This is a genomic window from Frankia sp. AgPm24 (genome assembly GCF_023243055.1).
In the GTDB taxonomy this organism is placed as follows: domain Bacteria; phylum Actinomycetota; class Actinomycetes; order Frankiales; family Frankiaceae; genus Frankia; species Frankia umida.
Map to the genome: position 1 here is coordinate 11,445 of NZ_JALKFW010000206.1, position 21,659 is coordinate 33,103.

The following is a 21,659-nucleotide window of genomic DNA, read 5'->3' on the forward strand; positions in this document are numbered from 1 at the left end:
CGCGGAGTCCGACGGCCGGCGGGGAAGCCGGCCACCGGATCCGAGGGTGGTTACGGGTTGGCGACCAGGCCCAGTTCGGCGACGCTGGCGGCCAACGGGTGCCGGGGCAGGACCCGCACGGTGTAGCCGAACGGGCCGGTGCGACCCAGCGGAATGACACCCTCGTAGCGCAGGGCGCCCTCGGCGTCCTCGACCCGCTGCAACGACAGCGTGGCGGGGACGAGGATGCGGTCGGCGAGGTCCACCCGGCCGTAGGAGGCGATCACGTCGACGTCGGTCGGGGCGAGCCCACCGAGGTCGACCGTCGCGCGGACCACCAGCGACTGGCCCACCTGGGGGGTGTCGCCAAGGCCGGCGGAGTCGACGTTGAGCACCCGCACACCCGACCAGGCGCCGCGCACCCTCGCCTTCCACGCCGCCAGGTCACGTGCGCCGACGAGGCCGTCGGCGGCGACGGCGCGGGCGGACGCCCCGGCCGGCACGTAGTACCGATCGACGTACTCCTGCACCATCCGGCTGGCCAGCACCTGCGGGCCGAGGGTGGACAGGGTGTGGCGGACCATCGACGTCCAGCGCCGCGGCGGCGAGGTGGGCGTCTCACGGTCGTAGAACCGGGTGGCGACGGTGTTCTCGATCAGGTCGTACAACGCGGCGGACTCGATGTCGTCACGACGGTCGGGGTCCTCGACGCCGTCCGCGGTGGGAATCGCCCAGCCGTTCTGGCCGTCGAACATCTCGTCCCACCAGCCGTCCCGGATGGACAGGTTCAGGCAGCCGTTGAGCGCCGCCTTCATCCCGGACGTGCCGCAGGCCTCCAGCGGACGCAGCGGGTTGTTCAGCCACACGTCCGAACCGGAGTAGAGGAACCGGGCCATGCCGATGTCGTAGTCGGGCAGGAAGACGATACGGGCACGGACGGTTGGGTCGTCCGCGAACTGCACGATCTGCTGGACGAGCTGCTTTCCACCGTCGTCGGCGGGATGCGCCTTGCCGGCGATCACCATCTGGATCGGGCGTTCGGGATGCAGCAGCAGACGGCGCAGCCGGTCCCGGTCGCGCAGCATCAGGGTGAGTCGCTTGTAGGACGGCACCCGGCGGGCGAAACCGATCGTCAGGATGTCCGGGTCGAACACCGACTCGATCCAGTCGAGTTCACCCGGTGCCGCCCCGCGCTCCAGCCAGGATGCCCGCAGCCGGCGGCGGACCTCGGCGACCAGGCGTTCCCGCAGCACCCGGCGGGCCGCCCAGACGACGTCGTCGTCCAGGGTGGCGAGGGCGTCGAAACCGGCGGTGTCGTCGCCGAGCAGACCCGCGCCGGACGCCCGCTCGGCGAGTTCGAGCACGGTGCGCGACACCCAGGTCGGGGCGTGCACACCGTTGGTGACCGAGCCGATCGGCACCTCGGCGGAGTCGAATCCGGGCCACAGGCCGGCGAACATCTCCCGGCTGACGATCCCGTGCAGCTTGCTGACACCGTTGGAACGCTGTGCCAGGCGCAGGCCCATGTGCGCCATGTTGAACACGTTCGGGTCGGGTTCGACACCGAGGTCGAGGATGCGCTCGACGTCCACCCCGGGCCAGGCGTTGTCCCCGCCGAAGTGGCGGGCGACCAGGTCGCGGGGGAACCGGTCGATGCCGGCGGGCACCGGGGTGTGCGTGGTGAACAGCGTGCCGGCGCGGGCGGCCTCGAGCGCCTCGTCGAAGCTCAGGCCGGTCTCGACCAGTTCGCGGATGCGTTCGAGCCCGAGGAAGCCGGCGTGCCCCTCGTTGGTGTGGTAGACCTCCGGTGCGGGCGTCCCGGTGACCGCCGCGTAGGCGCGCAGGGCCCGCACACCGCCGATGCCCAGCAGCATCTCCTGTAGCAGCCGATGGTCGGTGCCGCCGCCGTAGAGCCGGTCGGTGACGCCGCGTTCGGCCGGCTGGTTGTCCTCGACGTCCGAGTCGAGCAGCAGCAGCGGTACCCGGCCGACCTGCGCCTTCCAGATCTGCGCGTGCAGGGTGCGGCCCTCGGGCAGGCCGACGGCGACCTTGACCGGACGTCCGTCGGCGTCGGTGAGCTGGGTCAGCGGCAGACCGTGCGGGTCGATTCCCGGGTAGCGCTCCTGCTGCCAGCCGTCCCGCGACAGCGACTGGACGAAGTACCCCGCCCGGTACAGCAGGCCCACGCCGATGATCGGCACACCGAGGTCGCTGGCGGTCTTGAGGTGGTCGCCGGCCAGGATGCCCAGGCCGCCGGAGTACTGCGGCAGCACCTCGGTGATGCCGAACTCCGGGGAGAAGTACGCGATCGCCGACGGTGCGCTCGCCGCGTGCTGCCGCTGGTACCACAGGTCCGCACTCAGATATTCCTGGAGGTCGTCGGCGAGGTCGGTCAGCCGGCGGACGAACCGGCGGTCAGCCGCGAGCGCGACGAGCCGGTCGTGATCGACCTCGCCGAGCAGGCGAACCGGGTCACCCTTGGTAGCCCGCCACAGCTCCGGATCGACCGTCTCGAACAGGTCGAGTGTCTCGGGATGCCAGGACCAGCGAAGATTCAGGACTAGTTCCCCCAGCGGAGCAAGCTGCTCCGGGAGCTGCGCACGGACGGTGAACCGTCGGAGGGCTCTCACGAAGTGGTGAGCCTAGACAGTCCGGGTGACGTCAGCACACGCGGGTTCGACGTGCGGGTTACGTTCACCGAACAACTCACGTGGTGGCGTGCCGATCGGTCACGTTCCTGCGCGGTTCGCCCGGCCGGACGGCTCATCTGACCGTCCGGCCGGGCGCGCCGGGGCGGCTACTCCTCGTCGTCGTCGCGGGCGCCGCGGACCCGGTCGGCGATGACGGCCATGACGGCCGGGTCGCGCAGGGTCGTGACATCCCCGAGTTCGCGGCCGGCGGCGACATCGCGCAGCAGACGGCGCATGATCTTGCCGGAGCGGGTCTTGGGCAGGTCGTCGGCCCAGATGATCCGACGTGGCCGGGCCAGTTTGCCGATCCGCCGGGCGACATGGTCGCGCAGCTGCGCCTCGACCTCGGCGTCACCGATCCGCTCCCCGGCGAGCGTCACGAACGCGACGATCGCCTGCCCGGTCTGCTCGTCGGGTTCGGCGACGACGGCGGCCTCGGCCACCGCCTCGTGGGCGACGATCGCCGACTCGACCTCGGCGGTGGACAGCCGATGCCCCGACACGTTGATCACGTCGTCGATCCGGCCGATGATCCAGAAGTAGCCGTCGGCGTCCAGCCGGGCCGCGTCGCCGACCACGTACGTCGACGGACCGAACCGGGAGAAGTAGGTCTCGACGAACCGTTCGTCGTCCTTGTAGAGGGTGCGCAGCATCGACGGCCACGGTCTGGTGATCACCAGGATGCCGGTGCCCTCGGTGAGCGGCTTACCGTCCTCGGCGAACAGCGCCGGGCTGATGCCGGGCAGCGGACGGGTCGCCGACCCCGGCTTGGTCGCCGTGACGCCCGCCAGCGGTGAGATGAGCACCGAGCCGGTCTCGGTCTGCCACCAGGTGTCGACGATCGGGCAGCGGCCGCCGCCGATCACCAGGTGGTACCACAGCCAGGCCTTCGGGTTGATCGGCTCGCCGACCGTCCCCAGCACCCGCAGCGACGACAGGTCGTGGCGGCCGGGAAACTCCGGCCCCCATTTGATGCAGGTCCGGATCGCGGTCGGCGCCGTGTAGAACACGGTGACCCGGTACTCCTCGATGATCCGCCACCAGATATCCCGATCCGGATAGTCCGGGGCCCCCTCGTACATGACGGACGTCGCGCCGTTTGACAATGGTCCGTACACGATGTACGAATGGCCGGTGATCCAGCCGACGTCGGCGGAGCACCAGTACACGTCGGTGTCGGCGTCGATGTCGAACACCATGCGGTGGGTGTAGGTCGCGCCCAGCAGATAGCCGGCGGTGGTGTGCAGAATACCTTTCGGTTTCGCCGTGGAACCGGAGCTGTACAAGATGAACAACGGATGTTCGGCGGGCAGCGCCACCGCCGGGCAGTCCGGTTCCGCGGCGGCGAGCAGTTCGTCGTACCAGACGTCGCGCCCCGCCGTCATCGGCACCACACCGGGGTGTTCTCCCGGCCCGCGCACGACCACGATGTGCGCCAGCGCCGGCAGCTCGCCGAGTTCGGCGTCCACCGCCGCCTTCACCTCGGCTCGTTTCCCCTTGCGCCGCGCCCCATCGACCGTTACCAGCACCTTCGCCTCGGACACCGCCATCCGCTCCGCGACGGCGGACGGCGCGAACCCCCCGAACACCACGTTGTGCACCGCCCCGATGCGGGCGCAGGCCAACATCGCCACGGCCACCTCGGGAATCATCGGCAGGAAGATCCCGACGACGTCCCCGGCCTGGACACCCAGCTGACGCAGCCCGTTCGCGAACGCCTGCGTGTCGGCGAGCAGCCGCGCGTAGGTGACGTCGCGCCGTTCCCCCTCCTCCCCCCGCCAGTGGAACGCGACGCGTTCACCGCGACCGGCGGCGACATGCCGGTCGAGGCAGTTCACCGAAAGATTCAGCGTCCCGTCGGCGAACCAGGTGTAGAAGGGCGGATTACTGTCGTCGAGTACCTGGGTGAACGGGGTCTCCCAGGTGAGCAGGTCACGGGCGGCGTCGGCCCAGAACCCCTCGAGGTCGGCGTCCGCGGCGGCCTGGTCGGCCTCGATGTGACGGCGGCGGGTGAATCCGGCCGGTGGCTCGAACCGCTCCACCGCCAACATTGCCTCGAGTGTGCGCTCGAGTGAGACCTCGGTTCTGGCCTCGGGCGTGGCTTCCACGTCGGTCACGGTTCCTCCCACGTCGCTGTGTCCTGGGAACGGCTCTCCGGTATACCACGATTGTTCACCGTCAGGCCGGCACCACCGCCCCGCCATCGCAGCGGCCGTCGGCGCGGACCTGGGCCAGCAGGGCGCTCAGGAGCTGCTCACCGGCCCGTCCGCCGGCGTCCGCGGTGATCGTGACATGGGGGGCTGTCCAGGCGAGTTCGTGCAGTTCGCCGTGTGCCGGTCGGACGGCGGCGTCCGCGGCGAGCAGCATCGGGATGTCGAGCACGGAGTCACCGGCGGCCAGCTGGACCCGGGTGCCGGTGCGACGGCGCACCTCGTCCACCGCCCGTTGCTTGGTCAGGGCGGTGGGCACCAGGTAGACCTTGCGGCCCTGCTGGGACACCGACCAGCCGCCCGCCTCGACCTGGGCGGTCAGGGCGGCGAGATCGGGGATGTCGAGGCGGTCGTGGGCGACCACGTAGACGAACAGGTCGTCGGCGGCGCGCACCGTGCGGGCCCAGCCGGCGGCGAACCGCTCGGCGAGCGCGAGCATCGTGGCAGGTGGGGCGCAGTCGGTGAGGTCCGCGGCGACGGTGGCCGCCCAGGCGGGGTCCGGCTCGCCGTCGACCAGCAGGTGCCCGCCGTTGGCGGCGATCGCGTACCTCGGCCGGATGCCCAGGTCGACCCGGCGGTACTGGGCCAGCGTCCGGGTGGTGACGGGGACGACGACGGCGACGCGGTCCAGTTCGGCGAGCAGGTCCAGTTCCCGCGCGGTGGCGTAGGACTGCGGCGCGCCGTTGTACCGCTCCACCTCCCGCACCACCACCGCGGCACCCGCGGCACCCGCCGCACCCGCTGTCTCCGCGGGTGCGACCGGGATGGGCAGCAGCAGCGAACGGGCGGAGAAGATCAGCGTCTTGTCCAGGTCAAGGGCGGCCAGGTGGAGCGGCCCGGCGCCGGCGGTCGCCGAACCGGCGGTCACGGAACCGGGCAGGCACGACCCGGCGGCGACCGGTTCGACGGTGCTCACGTGGTCGGGGGACGCCAGCGGGCCCCGGGGGTGTGGAACGTGGGGGTGGCACCGAGTGGACGGACCAGGCCGACGCAGGAGAAGGGCAGGTCGGCCCGCTCCTCGACGGGGACCCCGCGGTCGGCGGCGAGGGCGAGCACATGGGCGAGTTCGTCGAGGCGGTCGGGGGCGACCAGGATGCGCCAGGGCACCCGGCGCAGCAGGACCCGGGTGGCCTCGCCGACACCGGGCTTGACCATGACCACGTCGGGGATGTCGTAGTCGGCGGCGATCCGTTCCACCGCCGCCCAGCCCTCCCAGGTCGGCGTGCGGTCGGCGGCCCACAGGGCCGGCCAGGTGGCATCGACCTCGTCCGCGACCGCGTCGAACTGCGCGGCGACCGTCTCGATGAAGTGGCGGGACAGGTCGTGCGGGGCGAGGTCACGGTAGAACTTGGCGCCGTGGAAGTCGTCCGGGCCGATGTGCTCGGCGTTCAGGACGGTGCGGCTGACCAGGCCGCTGACGGTCGAGTTCAGGCAGGCGCTGGGGATGAGGAAGTCGTCGCGGGTGCCATAGAGGGACACGCAGCGAGCCGGGTCGGCGAGCACGGCGAGGGTGTCGTCCAGGCCGAGACCTGCCAGCGCCTCGGTGAGCACCCGGGTCATCACGCCCTTGCCGGTCCAGCCGTCGACGAACTGGAGCGCGGCGCGGTCGAAGCGGTCGGTGAGGTGGCGCACGGCGTTCATGTCCACCCCCCGATCCTTGATCACCGAAATGGCGTGGTGGGGGACGTCCAGGCCGTGGCGGAAGCCGTACCAGCGACGCATCAGGATGCCGACCGGGGTGCCGGCCCGGGCGATCGACACCAGCACCGGCTCCGGCTTGGTCACCCGCACCAGTTCGGCGACCACACCGGTGGCCAGGGCCACCCGCCGGGCCGACCGTTCCAGTGCCTGGTGGTAGAGCCGCAGGTAGCTGTCGTCGGGCTGGTACTCGACCGGGAGATCCTCGGAGTAGTGCCGGCCGGCCTGCATCGCCTCCTCCCGGTCCTCGGTGGGCCGTTCGAGGTCGACGTCGCTGAGGTCGGTGAGCAGGAACGTGACGTCCGCCGGGTCGTAGGACCCCGACCCGATCGTGCGCACTGGCGTGGTCATGGAAGCGTTCTGTCCCCTCAGAGGGAGGCCACCATCGGCGCTGGTCGCGGCGGTGTCGGGACCGGTTGGACGGGCGGCGGCGGGGGGTGGCGGCGACGGTGCGGCCGGGCGGGGGGCCGGAGGCTGGGCGGCGATGGTGAGCACGGTGACGGGGGCGTGCGCGCGGAGCCGGGCGACGAGCCCGGACGGGTCGGCGACCGGGATCGGGGCGCTGGCGTCCACACCCGCGTCGACGATCACGACGATGTCGTCATAGCGGCCGGGACGCACGTTGTAGACGTGGCTGACCCGGCGCGGGTCGTCCGGTGCGGGGAAGGTGAGCGCGCTGCGGATCGCGCAGCCGTCGGCGTCCAGGGGATGCACCGGGGAGCGCGTCGTCGACTGGTAGCGGACGTCCCCCGCACCGCCACGCGCGAGCGCCCGCGCGATGCGCATCGGCACGTACATGAACTCCTCCGTGCCGAGCACCAGCGTGCGCCCGGACGGCACGGTCAGGGCGGCCCGCACGGTCGCGGCGAGGGGGTCGAGCAGCGCGTCGAGCCGGCGCCCGTCATGCGACGACCAGCCGAACCGCCCGCCATCGGGCAGATCCGCCGGCCACGACGCGCTCAGCCGGCGCACCGGCGAGGAGGAACCGAGAGCGAGCCCGGACTCGCGGCCGGACTCGGAGTCCGACTCGGGGGGGAGCGGGGCGAAGCGGGCGCGGATGCGGGCGGCCCGCTCGGCGATGTCCGGTGGCACGGCGACGGTGGCGGCGATCAGGGAGACGACGTCGATGCGGACCGCGAGTTCGGCGGCGAGCTCCGCGAACGCCACCTGCGCGAGCGCCGGACGGGCGTCGACCAGCGCCGCCACCACGTAGTGGCCGCGGGGCGCGTGGGCGTGCAGGCTGCGGATCGTGCCGAGCGCGGTCCGTCCGGTGGACAGTTCGTCGTCCACGAGCACGATCGGACGGGTGTCGTGCAGGATCGCCGGGTCCCGTGGGACCAGCCAGTGGAACGAGGCGTGGGAATGCGACTCGGTGAACTCCAGCACCGGCGGCACACCCGGGGTGTCCCGGCGGGTGGTGTGCAGGTAGTGGCTGCCCGGCAGGCCGTCGGCGACCACGTGGCCGAGCGCCGTCGCCGTCTCGCAGTAGCCGATGACCAACGGCCCGTCCTCGACGGCACCCTGGCCGACGGCACCCTGGCCGGCAGCAGCCGGGCCGAGGGCGGTGAGACCGGGGGCGGTGAGGCCGGGCAGGCGTCGGACCTGGGCGGCGAGACGGGCCCCGGCGGCCAGGGCCGTGGCCGGGTCGACCGGCAGGTGTTTGCCGAGCACCCGGCTGACCAGCAGGTGCGCCCGGCGGGGGTTGCGCCGAAGGGCGAGGCCGACGAGGGCGTCCAGACCGCCGCCGTCGATGTCGGCGGTCACCTCGGCGACCAGGCCGAGTTCCGACCACAGCCAGCCCGCGTCCGTCGCCGGACCCGCGGTGGTGGTCATCAGAGCACTCCAGCGTTCTCGGCGGCGACGTGGACGGCGGCCGGCTCGCGGCGGTCAGAGCCACCAGAGCCGACGGAGGCGACAGAGCCGACGGAGGCGATGCTCGCGGCGGCCGCGGCGGTCGCGGCGAGGACCTCGACGAAGGTGTCGCCCTCCCGCAGCACCCCGAACGCACGGGCCCGGCGCAGGACGGCCTCGGCCCAGGCCCGGTGCGGGCCGAGTTCGTTCATCTTGTTGGCGTAGGCGGAGCGGCGCACCCCACCGGCGTTCCCGGTCTGGGCGTTGCCGGTGAGGATGGTCTCGGCGTCGGCATACTCCTCCTGGCTGACCACGTGCAGGGCGTGCACGGCGGGGATGTGGCTGGGATGGATGACCGTCTTGCCGCACAGGCCGTTGGCCCGGTCGAGGACGACCTCGCGGATGAGCCGGTCCAGGTCGGAGGAGACCAGAGCGCTGCGCATCCGCACGGCCTGCTCGCCGTCGACGCCCTCGACCTGTTCGAACGGGGTGACCCGCAGGGAGCTGACGAACAGCCGCTCGGCGGCGGCGAAGTACTCCCACACCGGGCCGGTCACGATGTGGTCACCGCCGCGGGCGCAGATGTTCACGATGTCGGCGATGCAGTCGCGGACCACGGCGATGTCGTAGATCGTGAGGTCGCGGTCACGGCGCAGGCCGAACAGGCCGCACAGGTCGGTGGCGCCCAGGCGGATCGCCAGCACGTGGTCGGCGTGTTTGTCCACCAGCCGGCGCACGGCGCCAAGCGCCTCGACCCGGGTCTCCCGGTTGATCACCGGTGGGCTTTCCAGCACCGGCATCGCCCACAACGGCCGGCCGATCGTGTCGGCGGCTCGCAGCACCGCCTCGAGCGCCACCTCGCCGCCCTCCTCGGAGAACTTCGGCAGGACGAACCCGGCCAGGCAGGCCGCCCCGGCCGCCCCGAGCCGCCCGATCAGATCGGGGATCTGGCTCACGGCGCGGACCCGGACGAACAGCAGTGGCATGCCGGCGCCGGAGCGCGGCGGATCGTCGGCGAGGTCGCGCAGCGCCGCGACGACGTTCGTCTCGGCGGCGGCGACCTCGGTGTCCGCGATCGCGTCCTCCAGGCACAGCACCATGGACGTCACCCCGGCGGCGGTCTGGCGCCGCACGTCGTGGGCCAGCTGGAACCGGGTGCCGGGCGCGTAGAGGGTGGCGCCGAGCGCCGTGGCGAGCAGCCGGCGGTCGCCGTCGGCGGGGATCTCCTCCGGCGGCCGGTAGAACAAAGCCTCGACCACCGAGGGGTCGAGGAAGGCGAAGTGGCGCACGCGGCGATCTCCTCGTCTCCCGCGGCGACGTCGCCCGACCCTCGTCCTGACCTTCGTCCTGACTGTCGCCCGCGCGGCGCCCGGTGTCCCATCCCCGGACCCCGCCCCGAAAACGACAAGATCGTGAAACGTCGCGTTTGGGGTGACGCTACCCGTCCGGGTAGGCCCAGCGACAGACCATGACGACCCTCAACCAGATGACACTCTTCTGTCACTCGACGGTCATCATCGCGTCCACCCGGGGCCTGGCACGGAGAAGGACAGCAGGGGCCACGCCGCCCACATCGGGAGGCGTGGCCCCTGGGTGACCGGCCGCGCTTCGCCCGCGCGGGGCGCGGGACCGGCGGCCGGGATCAGCAGCTGCCGGGATCAGCCCGAGCCGCCACCGAACAGCGTCTTGTACTCGGCGGCGGACTTGGGGTTCTGACCCCCGTTCATGATTGTCGAGCAGACGTTGCCCGGGGCCGCGTCGGCGAAGTAGGCGTCGTAGCCCATCGTCGTCCCGGCCGACCTGAACGTGTCGTACATCTTCTTGATGTAGAACGGGTTGTCCCCGCCGCCGTCACCGGAGCAGGACGCCACGCCCCACTCGCCGACGCCGACCTTCTTCCCGTGCTGCTGGGCGAACCGGATCACGTAGCACAGGCCGTTGACGTCCTCGCACTGCTTGTTCCAGGTCGCGTCGTCCTTGGACGGCGGGAAGTGGTCGTAGGAGTCGATCCCGACGTAGTCGACGTACTCGTCGCCGGGGTAGGCGCTCCACGGGCTGTTACCGCTGGGCACCGGCGAGGCGTGCGCGTTGAACGTCCAGTCGATCTTGACCTGCGGGTCGGTGGAGCGGATCGCGCTGGAGATCTTCTGGAAGCAGGTCTTGAACGCTGCCGCGTCCGAGTCGCTGTGCCAGTACATGAAGGTCCCGTTGAACTCCCAGCCGATCCGGACGATCGAGTCGGCTCGGTTGTGGGCGACCAGGGAGGTCCCGAGCTTCTTCCACTGCTCGTCATAGGCGCCCTTGGCGCACTCGCCGTTGCTGCCCTGCCCCTGGGGGTAGGTCGGCTCGCTGATGAGCAGTTTGCCCGGGAAGGACTTGAACTGGTCCATCAGCGAGGTCGGGTCGACCAGGCCGCTCCACCCGGCGGTGCGGGTGGTGTAGACGTGCACCAGGTCGTTGGCCCGGCCCCGCCAGTTGCCGAACTGGGTGAGCGAGGCCAACTGGTGCGACTGGTAGCCGGACATCCAGGGCAGACCGGACTGGGCGCCGCGGGTGTCACCCGCGCCGCTGCCCGCGACCGCACCGGACGAGGTGCCGCCCGCGGCCGCCGTGGTGGCGACTGCCGCCGGGGCGGTCGCGGGCGTGGTCGCCGCCGGAGTCGCGGGCGAGACGGTCGGGGGCCCGGTCGTCGGAGTGGTCGGGCCGGTCGTCGGGCGGGCCGAGGGTGTCGGCTTCAGCGTGACCGAGGGAGTCGCGGCGGTCGGGCGCGGGACGTCCGCCGTGCTCGCGTCGGAGGTGGCTGGGGTGGCCGTCGCCGTCGGGGCCGCGGTGGCGGACCCGGTCGTACCGGAGGAGGTGCCGCTGGAGCCGACGGGAAGGTTCGGCAGCGGTGGCGCGGCCTTGAACTCCGCGGCGGCGGCCTCGGGACCGACGACGTCCAGGGAGCCGTCGGCGGCGGTGCCGCCCTGGGTCGCCTTGACGTTGACCGCGCCCTTGAAGTCGGGCGGGACGCGGAAGCCGAGGATGAACCGGCCGTCGGCGTCGGAGCGGATCAACGCGCTGCCGCCGAGCCTGGTCGTCAGAGCGGCGACGGAGACGTCGCCGTCGGGCGCGAAACCACGACCGCCGACGAGCACGATGTCCTCGTCGAACAGCACCAGCGCGATCCGGCTGGTGGTGTTCGGGGTCATCGTCGTGAGCGGAACACCGGGGACCGGCGTGGCCGAGGCGGCGGTGTCGCCACCCGGGGTCGAGGCCGCGGTCGGGGCCGGGGGGGCCGCGGTCGCGGGGGAGATCGTCGCCTGGAGCAACCCCACGATGAAGACCGTGGCGAGGCCGAGACGGGTGCCGGCAAGGATGGGTCGACGGGACGGTCGGGATCGACGGTGGGCGGCACGGGAACGGCCCGGCCCACCACGGGACAAGGGAGAGACCGGGCGGCCGACCAGAGGGGTAGGTCGGCGACGAGGGGTCGAGGCCATGCTCGCGCGCTGCCTTTCGGTGAGGGCGAGAGTCGACACACCTGTCGGAAACGGCACCGATCGACCACCGAACCGGGCCGCATCACGACCGCCGCTGGAACGTCCCCTCCGCGCTGGCCGCGATATGCGACCGCTCAGCGTTCCCTACGGGTTCGACGGCACAGCGTTGTGCTGCCAGGCGGGCTGCACGGAGCAGCCCGTTCGTGATGCCGGCCGACCCTTGCCACGCGATCAGGACGAACCGACAGGTGCCCCGATCCGATGTCAGATACCCACCAGATCGGTACTGGAACTGCACGTGATGGGACCAATCGTAAACGCACCGCAGGCGTCGAGGAACGTCGCTTGGGCGAATACTTTCCGTGGTAGCACCATCATTGCCGATCTGGCACGACATCTCCACATATGAACTACACCAAGACAACACAAGGCCGATATATGCACTCCGTACGCCCGGCCATGTGACCCCGGTGTGATCTCCGTCCGAACACGGGCCCTTCGTCCTGGCCCCAACGTCCGCCTGACCGGGCCGCCGCACCGGCCCGGCGGCCCCCGGCGAACCGCGCGGAACCCAACAGGCCCAGCGGACTCAGCGGACGATCAGGTCCTCGTCGGCGGGATGTGCCACCGTCCAGCCGCTCGGGTGCAGCGCCGGCAGCAGCCGCACACCCCACGGCAGTTGGGCGCCGTCCAGGGTGACGTCGATGGTCCGGGTGACGGACTGGTCCACCGCGGCGAGCCGGGACAGCTCGTGGGCCTCGGCGGCGGCCCGCGGCGGGGCGGTGCCCGGCCGGGCGTACAGGATCAGTTCACCGACCGGTCCGGAGGTGTGGACCTGCACGCGCATCGTCCGGCGCCGCCAACCCGACCGGCTCACCGAGTAGGTGACCATGGGCAGTGCCGTCCCGGCCGGCGCGCCCTCTCCCGCTCCCCCGGTCCCCGGTCGCGCCGCCGCGGTGAACGCGGCCCCGGCGCCGAACGCCCGGGCGAGTCCGATCTCCTGCGCGACCTCCGGCTGGCCCCCGTCATCGGCCGGGACAGGGGGAAGCGGCCCGGTGGCGGGCACCGTCGGCCCGCCCGCCGCGATGGCGAGCTCCTCGGACGGTCCCGTGCCGGTCGTCGGGCCCGTGCCGGTCGTCGCGGCCTGCGCGCCGGCCCCCGCCTCGGCGGCGGGTGCGGCCACCGGTGAACCGGCGGGTACGAAGGAGGCGGCCGCGGTCGGCCCGGTGCTGGCCGGGCCGGCCGGGATGACGGGCATCGGTCCGCTGGCCGGACCGGCCAGGTTCGCGGGCGAACCGAGCGGGGCCGGCGAGGCCGCGGGGGCGGGCGAGGTGAGGGGAGCGATCGGGCCGGCCGGCGCGGTGGGCTCGTCCCGCACGGGCAGTGGCCCGGTGACCGCGTCCAGGGGTGCGAACGGGCTGGGCCGACGCCGTGGCAGTGGCCCCCCGGACCCGGTACTACCGGACCCGGCGCCGCCACCACCCGCCGTGGCCGGCGCCGCGTGACCGGGACGCGGTCCCGACATGGTCCGCGGTCGATGCGTCGGCGCGGTCGGCAGGGCGGTGTGACCGACGGGTCGCACCCCGCCGACCGGTTGCAGCCGGCCCGCGGCGGCCGGCCCGCTCATCGAGTGGACGCCACCCAGGGGATGCGGCGCGGTGATCGGGTCGGGGTCGAGCGGATGCCCACCGGTGGTCGTCGTGGCCGACCCTGCGGGCGCCGCCATCGGCGGCGGGTCGACGCGGGTGGCGGCTCGGGCCAGGACGCACACGCCGGTGCCGGCGACCCGGACGATCCCGCCGGCCCGGTACATCGGGTACGCGGCCACGTGGTAGGCCCAGCCGTCGGCGGGGGCGGCCAGATGCCAGCCGCCCTTGATCTCCAGGCTGGTGTTGGTGACCCGGGCGCTGGCGGCGAGCGGATCGTCGGGACCGCTCGGCGCACGGTCGCGCCGCCACAGCACCCTGGCCTCGGTCACCCCGGGTGGCATCTGGAACGACAGCACGATCGCGTCCCCGCGGTCGTTGGCCCGCAGGTCGCGCACCGGTTCGATGACCACGTGGCGCAGCGCCCGGCCGACGACCACGACGTCGCCGTACACCGTCACCGGGGTGTAGACGACCTCGCCGACCGGCGCCGACTCGACAGCCTGCCCGCCACGGCTCGCGGACACCAGACGCACCGGGCCGGTGATCGCCCCGAGCGGCACCTCGTCGCCCTCGGCGCCGAGTCCGCCCAGGGGCAGCGGACCCGATCCGGGGACGGTCAGACCGCCCGGGCCGCCCGGGACGGGCGGGACGGACGCCGCGTAGATCCGAACCTCCAGGCCAGACGGTGGCGTCCAGCGCAGGGTGGTGCGCCCACCGGCGGTGACGGCGCGCAGGTCCTGCACGGGCCGCGGACGGTCGGTCACCTCGATCTCCGCCTGGATGCCCTCGGTGTGCGCGGGCGCGCCGGAGGCGTCGGGGTACTCCACGAACACGCGGTAGCGGTAGGTGACCCCGGCGACCACGTCCAGGTCGTGGAAGCCGTTCCCGGCGATCCTGGCCTGCCGCGGTGCCTCGTGGTCAGCGCCCACACCGGCTCCGGCGGGGGCCGGCGCAGGCGGGTTCACCGACTCCGGGGAACCCGCCTGCGTATCCGCCGCGGCGGGCGGGCGGCTGGCGAGGGAGGCGGTGCGCACGGTCCGTTCGATGGTGACGGGCGGAGTTCCACCGTCCAGACGCCATTGCAGGCGGACGCCGGTGGCGGTGCGTTCGGCGCGCAGTTCGCGGACGTCCCGGGTGCACACGACGGGGGCGGTGACGACCGGCTCGGAGCGGCGTTCGCCGCACACGGCGGTCACCTCGTAGCGCACCGGTGTCCAGGCCGGCGCGCCCGCGTCCGACAGTTCGCTGGCGCGGGTGGCACCGAGGCCGCGCCGGGCCAGCGCCGCGCCACCGCCGTCGACGAGCAGCAGCCGCTCGACCCGGTAGGACACCGGTGTGCACACCGACGGCGACGGCCGCCAGCGCAGCTGCACCGAGCCGTCCGGGCCGGGGGTGGCGGTGAGGTCGCTCGGTGGTGGCAGGGGCAGCGCGGCCAGGGCCGCCAGGGCCTCCCGGTTGTCGGCGGCGCTGGCGAGCACGGCGACCAGGGCCGCCTCCTGGTCCTGCGGGGGCAGGCCACGGGCGGCCTCGACCCGGCGGCCGATGACGGCGGCGGCGGCGACGAGTTCGCCGAGGACCTCGCCGGGGGTGCGGCCGTCGGGGCCGGGCACGTCGGCGGCCTGGGCGGCAAGCCAGCGGGCGTCGGCGAGGGCCGCGTCGGCGCGGCTGGCGGCGCGGGCCTCGACCAGGGCACGCCAGCCGGCGTCGGCGGCGCCGAGGGCGGCGGACAGCCGGGCGCCGAGTTCCTCCGCGGCGCCGGCGACCGGGCCGCCGACGGCGACCAGCACCGGACGCGCGGCGGCGAGCAGCTCACCGGCGGTTCGCGGTTGGCCGCCCTCGAGGGCCCGGCGTACCGCGGCCAGCGCCTCGGCGGCCTCCTTGGCCTGGCGCAGGCTGTGCCCGCAGTGCCGGCAGACCACGGCGGCGGCCTCGGTGAAGGTGCCGCACGACGGGCAGGTGGTGTAAAGGTCGGTGTCGCAGTAGCGGCAGTGCTGGGCCGTGCCGGCGGCCTCGGGACGACCGCAGCCGGGACAGACGACGTAGTCGACGACCCCGCCGACGTTCACCGCGGCGCCGAGCTCCCGGGTGACCCCGAGGACGACCGACTTGGCCTGGGCCGCGGTCAGGCCGCGGCCGGTGGCCAGCGCCGCCCGGACCAGTCCCTCGAAGGCGACTGCGGTGAGCTCGCCGTCGAGCACGACGTGCTCCTCGACGGCGGGGCGCAGTTCGTCGGCGGCGTCGGCCAGCAGGCCCACGGTGTAGGCGGCGGGGTCGCCCTCGATCAGCCGGGCCCAGACCAGGGCGAGCAGGTCGGCGGCGACCGTCTTCTCCCGGTCGTGCGGGCGGCGGTTGTTGGCGGCCGTGGCCGCGGCGTGCGCGGCGCGCAGTCGTTCGGGTGAGGCGTCCGGGGTCAGGCCGAGGAACGCCCACAGGGAGGCGCTGGAGACCCGGTCGCCGCCGCGCAGGCTGCGCAGTTCACCGAGGCGCTGGGCGATCTGGCTGCGCACCTCGCGTGGCAGTGGCTTGATGCCACCGCCGGCCCCGTCGACGATGAGCTGTTCGCGCCCGAGCCGGGCGTCGAACTCCGCGGCGGGCACACCGGCTGCCGCGGCGAGCCGGCGCAGGCCCTCGACCCGGGAGGCCGGGATGCCACCGAAGCGCTCCCGCACGGTGGCCAGGTAGCCGTCCACCTTCGCCAGCCGCTCGACGTCACCGCTGCGCCGGGCGGCCAGCACCCGGGCCCGTACCTGTTCACGCGAGTAGGCCTCGCGCAGCGGCTCCTCCCACTCGGCCCGCCGTCGCACGAGTTCCGTGGCCAGCGTCGCGTACTTGGCCGAGTTGCGCTCGCGCTGCAGAAAGGCGAGTACCCGGACCAGTTGCGTGCCGACCTCGAAGTCGCTGTGGCTGACCGTGGGGTCGAGGCCGGCGATCAGGAAGGGATCAGCGGTCTCCACCGAGGAGCTCGCCCGCAACGGCGCCAGCACGCGCTGGCGGTACCCGCTGCCATCGAACGCCGCGCTCAACGATCCACCTTCGTCCCACCTGCCCGTCGGACCGGTCGGTGACCCGCCCGGCCCCCCGGGCGCCGAACGCGGTACGCGGAACGGCAGCTCAACCGTTCCACACCCGCAGGCCCACATCCGAGAGTAGTGAGCGACGCCGGGCCAGGTGCCTGGACGTCGCGGACATCGCGGTCAGGTTCGGGATCGAGTGGCATCGGCATGGCCGTCGCACTCGTTCCCGAACCCAACCTGGTGCCCGGGCCAGAACCTTACTGACTTCTCCAGCGACGCCCGTAAGCGCGGGTGAAAGTGGATTACTACAAATTCGTAACTGTTAGCGTTTTGTTAGTTCGTTAATACTGTTAAGAAGTGCAGGTAGTCGGCCTGTCCGGTTCAGTCCCGGCGCTTGAGCAGACTTACCTTGGCCGATTCCGTGGCCCGCATCCGGTCCGAGCCGACCCCCGCCTCGACCTGCAGCACCAGCGGAGTGGCGGCACCCTCGTGCGATGCGGTAACCCGGATGGTCTGGTCCCCCGCCATCGCGAAGGTGACCTCCACGGGTGTCCCACGCTGGTGACCGGGGGGAATTCCGGTGATCGCGCCGGCCACGATCACCTTGTTGTCCTCGATCTCCTTGGATTCCGTGGTGGTGCCCTGCTCGAAGACCCGGATATCGACCTCGGCCTGGTCGTCGGTGACCGTGTAGAACGTGCGGACCACCGAGATCGGCAGCGGGTCGTTCTGATGCGCCAGGAACGCCGCGACGGGAACTCCACGGTCCTCGGCGAAGATCCCGAATCCCCTCGATGTGACGTTCGTCACCTTGGTGCGGACGAGATCCACGACGGACGCGGCCGCCAGCCCCGCCTCGTCGGCGCTGGCCGCGGCCGCCCGCTCGACGTCGGCGTCCTGGGCCGCGGCCAGGTCCTGATCCGGGCGCAGCGCGCCACTGGCCACCAGGTCCGAGTGGACGGCCAGCTCCAGCGCCTTCTTCTGCCCGTAGACCGCGGCGCCCTTGGCCACGGCCAGGTCAGGGTCGACCAGCCGCGAGGTGAGCCCGAAGGACTCCTGCAGGCCGCGTCCGACCATCGGGGTCTTGCTCATCCCCCCGACCAGCAGACACAGGTCGATCTGCTCGACGCCCTTCTCCCGCGCCCGGGCCAGCACCGACCCGGTCAGCTCCAGGGTGCGACGCAGCAACGGCCCGGTGATCTCCTCGAAGGTCGCCCGGGTCACCGGCACACTGACCCGGTGCCCCTTGTGCACGACGAGGACGTCCACGCTGTCGCGTCCGGAGAGGGCGAGCTTGGCGTCCTCGGCCGCCGACAGCAGCTCCTGCTCGTCGTAGACGTCGTCGAGCGGGTCACCCGCCGTCGGCTCCGCCTCGGTGAACTTCTGCGCCAGGTACCGGACGAGCTCGTTGTCCCAGTCCGCCCCGCCGAGCTCGTGGTCGCCGTCGGTGGCCACCACCGTGATCGCGCCCTCGCTGAGCCGGATGACGGTCGTGTCGAACGTGCCGCCACCGAGGTCGTAGACCAGCACGGTCGACTCCTGGGCGCCCTCCTGGCCGAAGCCGTAGGCGAACGCGGCCGCGGTCGGCTCGTTGATGATGTCGACGACGTTGAGCCCGGCGAGTTCACCGGCGAGCTTGGTCGCCTTGCGCTCCTCGTCGCCGAAGTACGCCGGCACCGTGATGACGACGTCGGTCACCGGCACACCGGCCGCCCGCTCCGCGTCGGCCACCAGCGCCTTGAGCACCAGGCTCGACACGGCCGCGGCGCTGTACTCGACGTCGTGGGCGACGAACCGCCAGTCGGACGTGCCCATGTGCCGTTTGACCAGCCGGGCGACGTCGTCCGGGCGAATCCGGGCCTGGCGTTTCGCCTGGGTCCCGACCACGAAGGACGTCTCGCCCTCGGTGCCCTCGTCGAAGAGCACGACCGACGGTGTGGTCGGCTGCGACTCGATGTTGCGGATCACGTCCGGCCGACCGTACTCGTCGACCTGGGCGATGCAGGAGTAGGTCGTGCCCAGGTCAATCCCGAACACCTTGGTACCCGCCACCGTTTGGACTCTCCCTTTCACACAAGGTCAACATCTCACGCCCGCGCAGGGGCGGGGCTCTGTCAGCCCGGGCAGGCGAGCGGGCGAGCCGTCAGCGCGCGCGGTAGACCTCGGTCTCCGCGGGTCGCACGACGGTCGTCTCGCCGCGGACGAAGCCAGGGCGCACGGTGCGCGCGATCGTGCCGTCACGCCCGGGATCGTCCGTGGGCACGCGGCGCACGCCCAGATGCCGGGCCGGATCGAAGGTTCCGCCGGGAACGGCGGTGTAGGGACGCACGTCCACCGCGAAGTCGAGCACCTGCAGCAACTGCTTGCGCAGGATGCCCGCGACGCTCTGTGGATCGTCCGCCCCCAGGCTACCCATCTGATCGTGCAGCCTGATCAGCCCGCGCAGCAGCGGCGCCATCGCCTCGGTCAGCTCACCGGAGCGCAGCCGGCTGTTCTCCGAGTGCAGCCGGTCGACCAGTTCGGCGTCGTGGCGGCGCAGCCGGGCCAGTTCGTCGACCCGACCGGCCAGCCGCTCCAGCGCCACGGCCTGGACCGCGCCCACCGAACCCGCCAGCAGATCGACCGTCGGCAGGATCGCGGTCGGTACATCCGGTTCGTCGCCGTCGCCGTCGCCATCGCCATCGCCGTGGTCAGCGGTCGTCGCGGCGGTGCCCGGCGCGTCCTCGACCGGGTCCGGCCGCGACGCCGCCGCCTCGAGCGTCTCGACGACGACCAGCCCGTCCCCGTCGCCGGCCGGGGAACCCTCACCCATCCCACGCCCGGCGTAGCCCGATCCGGGCGGCTCTTCTATCCCGCTGGGGGCGCCCACCTCGGCCCCACCCGACCCCTCCCCGACGGCCCGCTGGTCATCCACGCGGGCACCCCGGTCATGATCGGGACGGCCGCGGTGATCGAACTCCGCACCGCCACCGCGGTCCGGCTCAGCGGCGTATGCCGGGGAGGCGTCGTGGTCCTGACCGGTGTCGTATGTCGGCTCGGAGCCGTATTTCTGGTCGGAGCCGTATGACCGGTCGGAGACGTATGACCGGTCGGAGACGTATGCCGGGTCGGAGACGTGGTCCCGCTCGTCGGATGGACCCCGGTAGCTGGACGCATCCGCGTGGTCGGCGCGGCTCTGGTAGCCGTCCGACCTGGGGTAGACGTCCGACCTGGGGTAGACGTCCGGCTCGGGATAGCTGTCCGACCCGGGGTAGCCAGCCACCTCGGGGTAGCCGTCCGACCCGGGGTAGGCAGGCGACTCCGGGTATCCGGCGGGCTCCGGGTATCCGGACGGCTTCGGGGGGTGCGCGTAGTCGAGATAGCGCTCGGAACCGGGGTACTCGCCGGCATACCCACCGGTCTCGGTCGGCTCACCGTCGTGGTCGTCGTACGGGACACGGCCACCGTAGGCGCCGTCATCGTCGGAGTACCTGCGGTACCCCCCTGACCCCGCGCCGTCCACCGGCCCGGCGGTCCCGGTCGGCCCCGCGGGGAAACCGCGGATGCCCACCGGCACCGAGGGGGCGTCCCAGTCCGGCGGGCCCGCGGCGGCGGAGTCATCGACCGGCGTGGGCCGGACGGGCGCGTCGTCGTCGTCGGCCCGCTCCACCTCGGGCTCCTCGTCCTTGCCGGGACGTCGGTCGGCCAGGCGACCGAAGAAGCTGCTGAGGCTGGCCGGCTGCCCGGACGGGCCCCAGGGTCGGTGTGCCCCGGGCGGGGTCGGGCCGGCGTGGCCAAGCGGGTCCACGGAGCGCCCCCGGTCCGGATGCTCGGCCGCGCTCGGATAACCCGACGGTCCGGTCGGCGGCGAGACCTCCGGGTACCGCCCGCCCCCCGACGGGTCCGCCGGCGACGGCGCACCCGCGGCGGAAGCCGACGCGGCGGCCAGGTCCCCGGGGTGTCCCAGGCCGGTAGGGACCGGACGCGAAGCCCGCGGACACCCGCGGATCCGCGTGCCGTGGACGGACGTCGAGCGGGTCCACGGACGTGCCGGGACCCGCCACCCCCCCGGCACGCGGGTTGGCGTCACGTACGTCGCGCAGTTCGTGTGGGTCGGTCCCCGCCGACCCGGCGTCGCGTGGGTCGGTCCCGCCGGGGGCGGCGTCGCGCGGGTCGGCGCCGTGGGAGTCCGGATACGCGACAGGGTCGTCACGCTCCTGCGACGACCCGTGGCGCGCCGACGCGGTGGGAAACCAGCTCGTCCGCTCGGTTCGTGGGGCGGGGTCGCGGCGTGGCTGGAACATCGGAAAACGATCCTCCTCGCCGCCGGGCGGCGGGACCGGGGGGGTCATCGCGAGGTACCGGCGTGTCCTACTTACTGCCGGCGGTCCAGTTCAGACCCCATGCGTATGCCTTGTCGAGCTCACGATGCCCGCTGACATACCGGACCTCGCGGCTGACGCTGAAGTCGTTGCCAGTATTCGTCAACAGCGCGATCGCGCACATCCGGGACCCGCCCGCCTGCTCGTCCAGCCGTACCTCGATCGGGGCCCCCTGCGCGGGGGTCAGGGTGACCACGGCGGCGGCCTGGTCGAAGGACGCCACACCCTCGTAGATGAAGGCGAAGACGAGCACCCGACGGATCTGGGCGATCTGGTTGAGGTTGACGTAGAGGTTCTCCCCGCCGGTCGCGGCACCGGTCCGGTCGTCCGCGTCGAGGTTGAGAAACGGCGCCGCGTCGAACGAGCCGAACGCGTTGCCGAGCGCCTGCACGACGCCGGAGCGGCCGTCGGAGAGCTCGAACAGCGCGGCCAGGTCGAGGTCGATGCCGCCGGAGCCGGCGCCGAGGACACGCTTGAGGAAGCCACCCTTGGGGGCGCCGGACGCGGGGTTCTGGTTCCAGTTCAGGTTCACGTGCAGTCGACCGCCGCCGCCCTGCTTGCTCAGCGAGACGGTCGGGGTGGATTTGGTCAGCGTCACCTTGCTCAACGACACCGGGCCGGAGCCGGCCGGTGGCGTGGCCGGACGCTTCGAGTAGTCAATGCCCATGGATCCGCTCCCTCGCGGTCGCCGGGTACCTGCGCGGTCGCCGGGCGCCTGCGCGGAT

General features: G+C 72.8%; 10 protein-coding genes. All 10 read right to left on the bottom strand.

Features of this window, described 5'->3' with window-relative positions; all coding sequences use genetic code 11:
* Nucleotides 1-50: 50 nt before the first annotated feature.
* The gene (gene glgP / locus MXD61_RS19930; protein WP_248814990.1) at nucleotides 51-2,609 is read right to left on the bottom strand and encodes an alpha-glucan family phosphorylase; all 2,559 of its coding nucleotides are present in this window, start codon (nucleotides 2,607-2,609) and stop codon (nucleotides 51-53) included.
* 167 nt (nucleotides 2,610-2,776) lie between these two features.
* Complete coding sequence (acs, locus tag MXD61_RS19935) at nucleotides 2,777-4,720, bottom strand: acetate--CoA ligase (protein WP_248815063.1); 1,944 nt, start codon at nucleotides 4,718-4,720, stop codon at nucleotides 2,777-2,779.
* Nucleotides 4,721-4,847: 127 nt separating this feature from the next.
* Nucleotides 4,848-5,747: a sucrose-6-phosphate hydrolase gene (locus MXD61_RS19940; protein ID WP_248815064.1), complete on the bottom strand. Its 900-nt coding sequence runs from the start codon at nucleotides 5,745-5,747 to the stop codon at nucleotides 4,848-4,850.
* A gap of 44 nt (nucleotides 5,748-5,791) precedes the next feature.
* The gene (locus MXD61_RS28970) at nucleotides 5,792-8,410 is read right to left on the bottom strand and encodes a phosphoribosyltransferase (protein WP_374629250.1); all 2,619 of its coding nucleotides are present in this window, start codon (nucleotides 8,408-8,410) and stop codon (nucleotides 5,792-5,794) included.
* The gene (locus tag MXD61_RS19955) at nucleotides 8,410-9,717 is read right to left on the bottom strand and encodes an HpcH/HpaI aldolase/citrate lyase family protein (protein ID WP_248814991.1); all 1,308 of its coding nucleotides are present in this window, start codon (nucleotides 9,715-9,717) and stop codon (nucleotides 8,410-8,412) included. Before MXD61_RS19955 ends, MXD61_RS28970 begins: the two co-directional genes overlap by 1 nt.
* A gap of 369 nt (nucleotides 9,718-10,086) precedes the next feature.
* Nucleotides 10,087-11,745 carry a glycosyl hydrolase gene (locus tag MXD61_RS19960; protein WP_308222802.1) on the bottom strand — a complete coding sequence of 553 codons (1,659 nt, stop codon included), beginning with the start codon at nucleotides 11,743-11,745 and terminating at the stop codon, nucleotides 10,087-10,089.
* Nucleotides 11,746-12,499: 754 nt separating this feature from the next.
* Nucleotides 12,500-16,582, bottom strand: a complete 4,083-nt coding sequence (locus MXD61_RS19965; RefSeq protein WP_248814993.1) for a zinc ribbon domain-containing protein — start codon at nucleotides 16,580-16,582, stop codon at nucleotides 12,500-12,502.
* Between the two features lie 372 nt (nucleotides 16,583-16,954).
* On the bottom strand, nucleotides 16,955-18,625 hold the full coding sequence (locus tag MXD61_RS19970; protein WP_248814994.1) for an Hsp70 family protein: 1,671 nt from the start codon (nucleotides 18,623-18,625) through the stop codon (nucleotides 16,955-16,957).
* A 91-nt stretch (nucleotides 18,626-18,716) separates the two neighbouring features.
* Complete coding sequence (locus tag MXD61_RS19975) at nucleotides 18,717-20,360, bottom strand: hypothetical protein (RefSeq protein ID WP_248814995.1); 1,644 nt, start codon at nucleotides 20,358-20,360, stop codon at nucleotides 18,717-18,719.
* A 563-nt stretch (nucleotides 20,361-20,923) separates the two neighbouring features.
* Nucleotides 20,924-21,601 carry a Tellurium resistance gene (locus tag MXD61_RS19980; protein WP_248814996.1) on the bottom strand — a complete coding sequence of 226 codons (678 nt, stop codon included), beginning with the start codon at nucleotides 21,599-21,601 and terminating at the stop codon, nucleotides 20,924-20,926.
* Nucleotides 21,602-21,659: the final 58 nt, after the last annotated feature.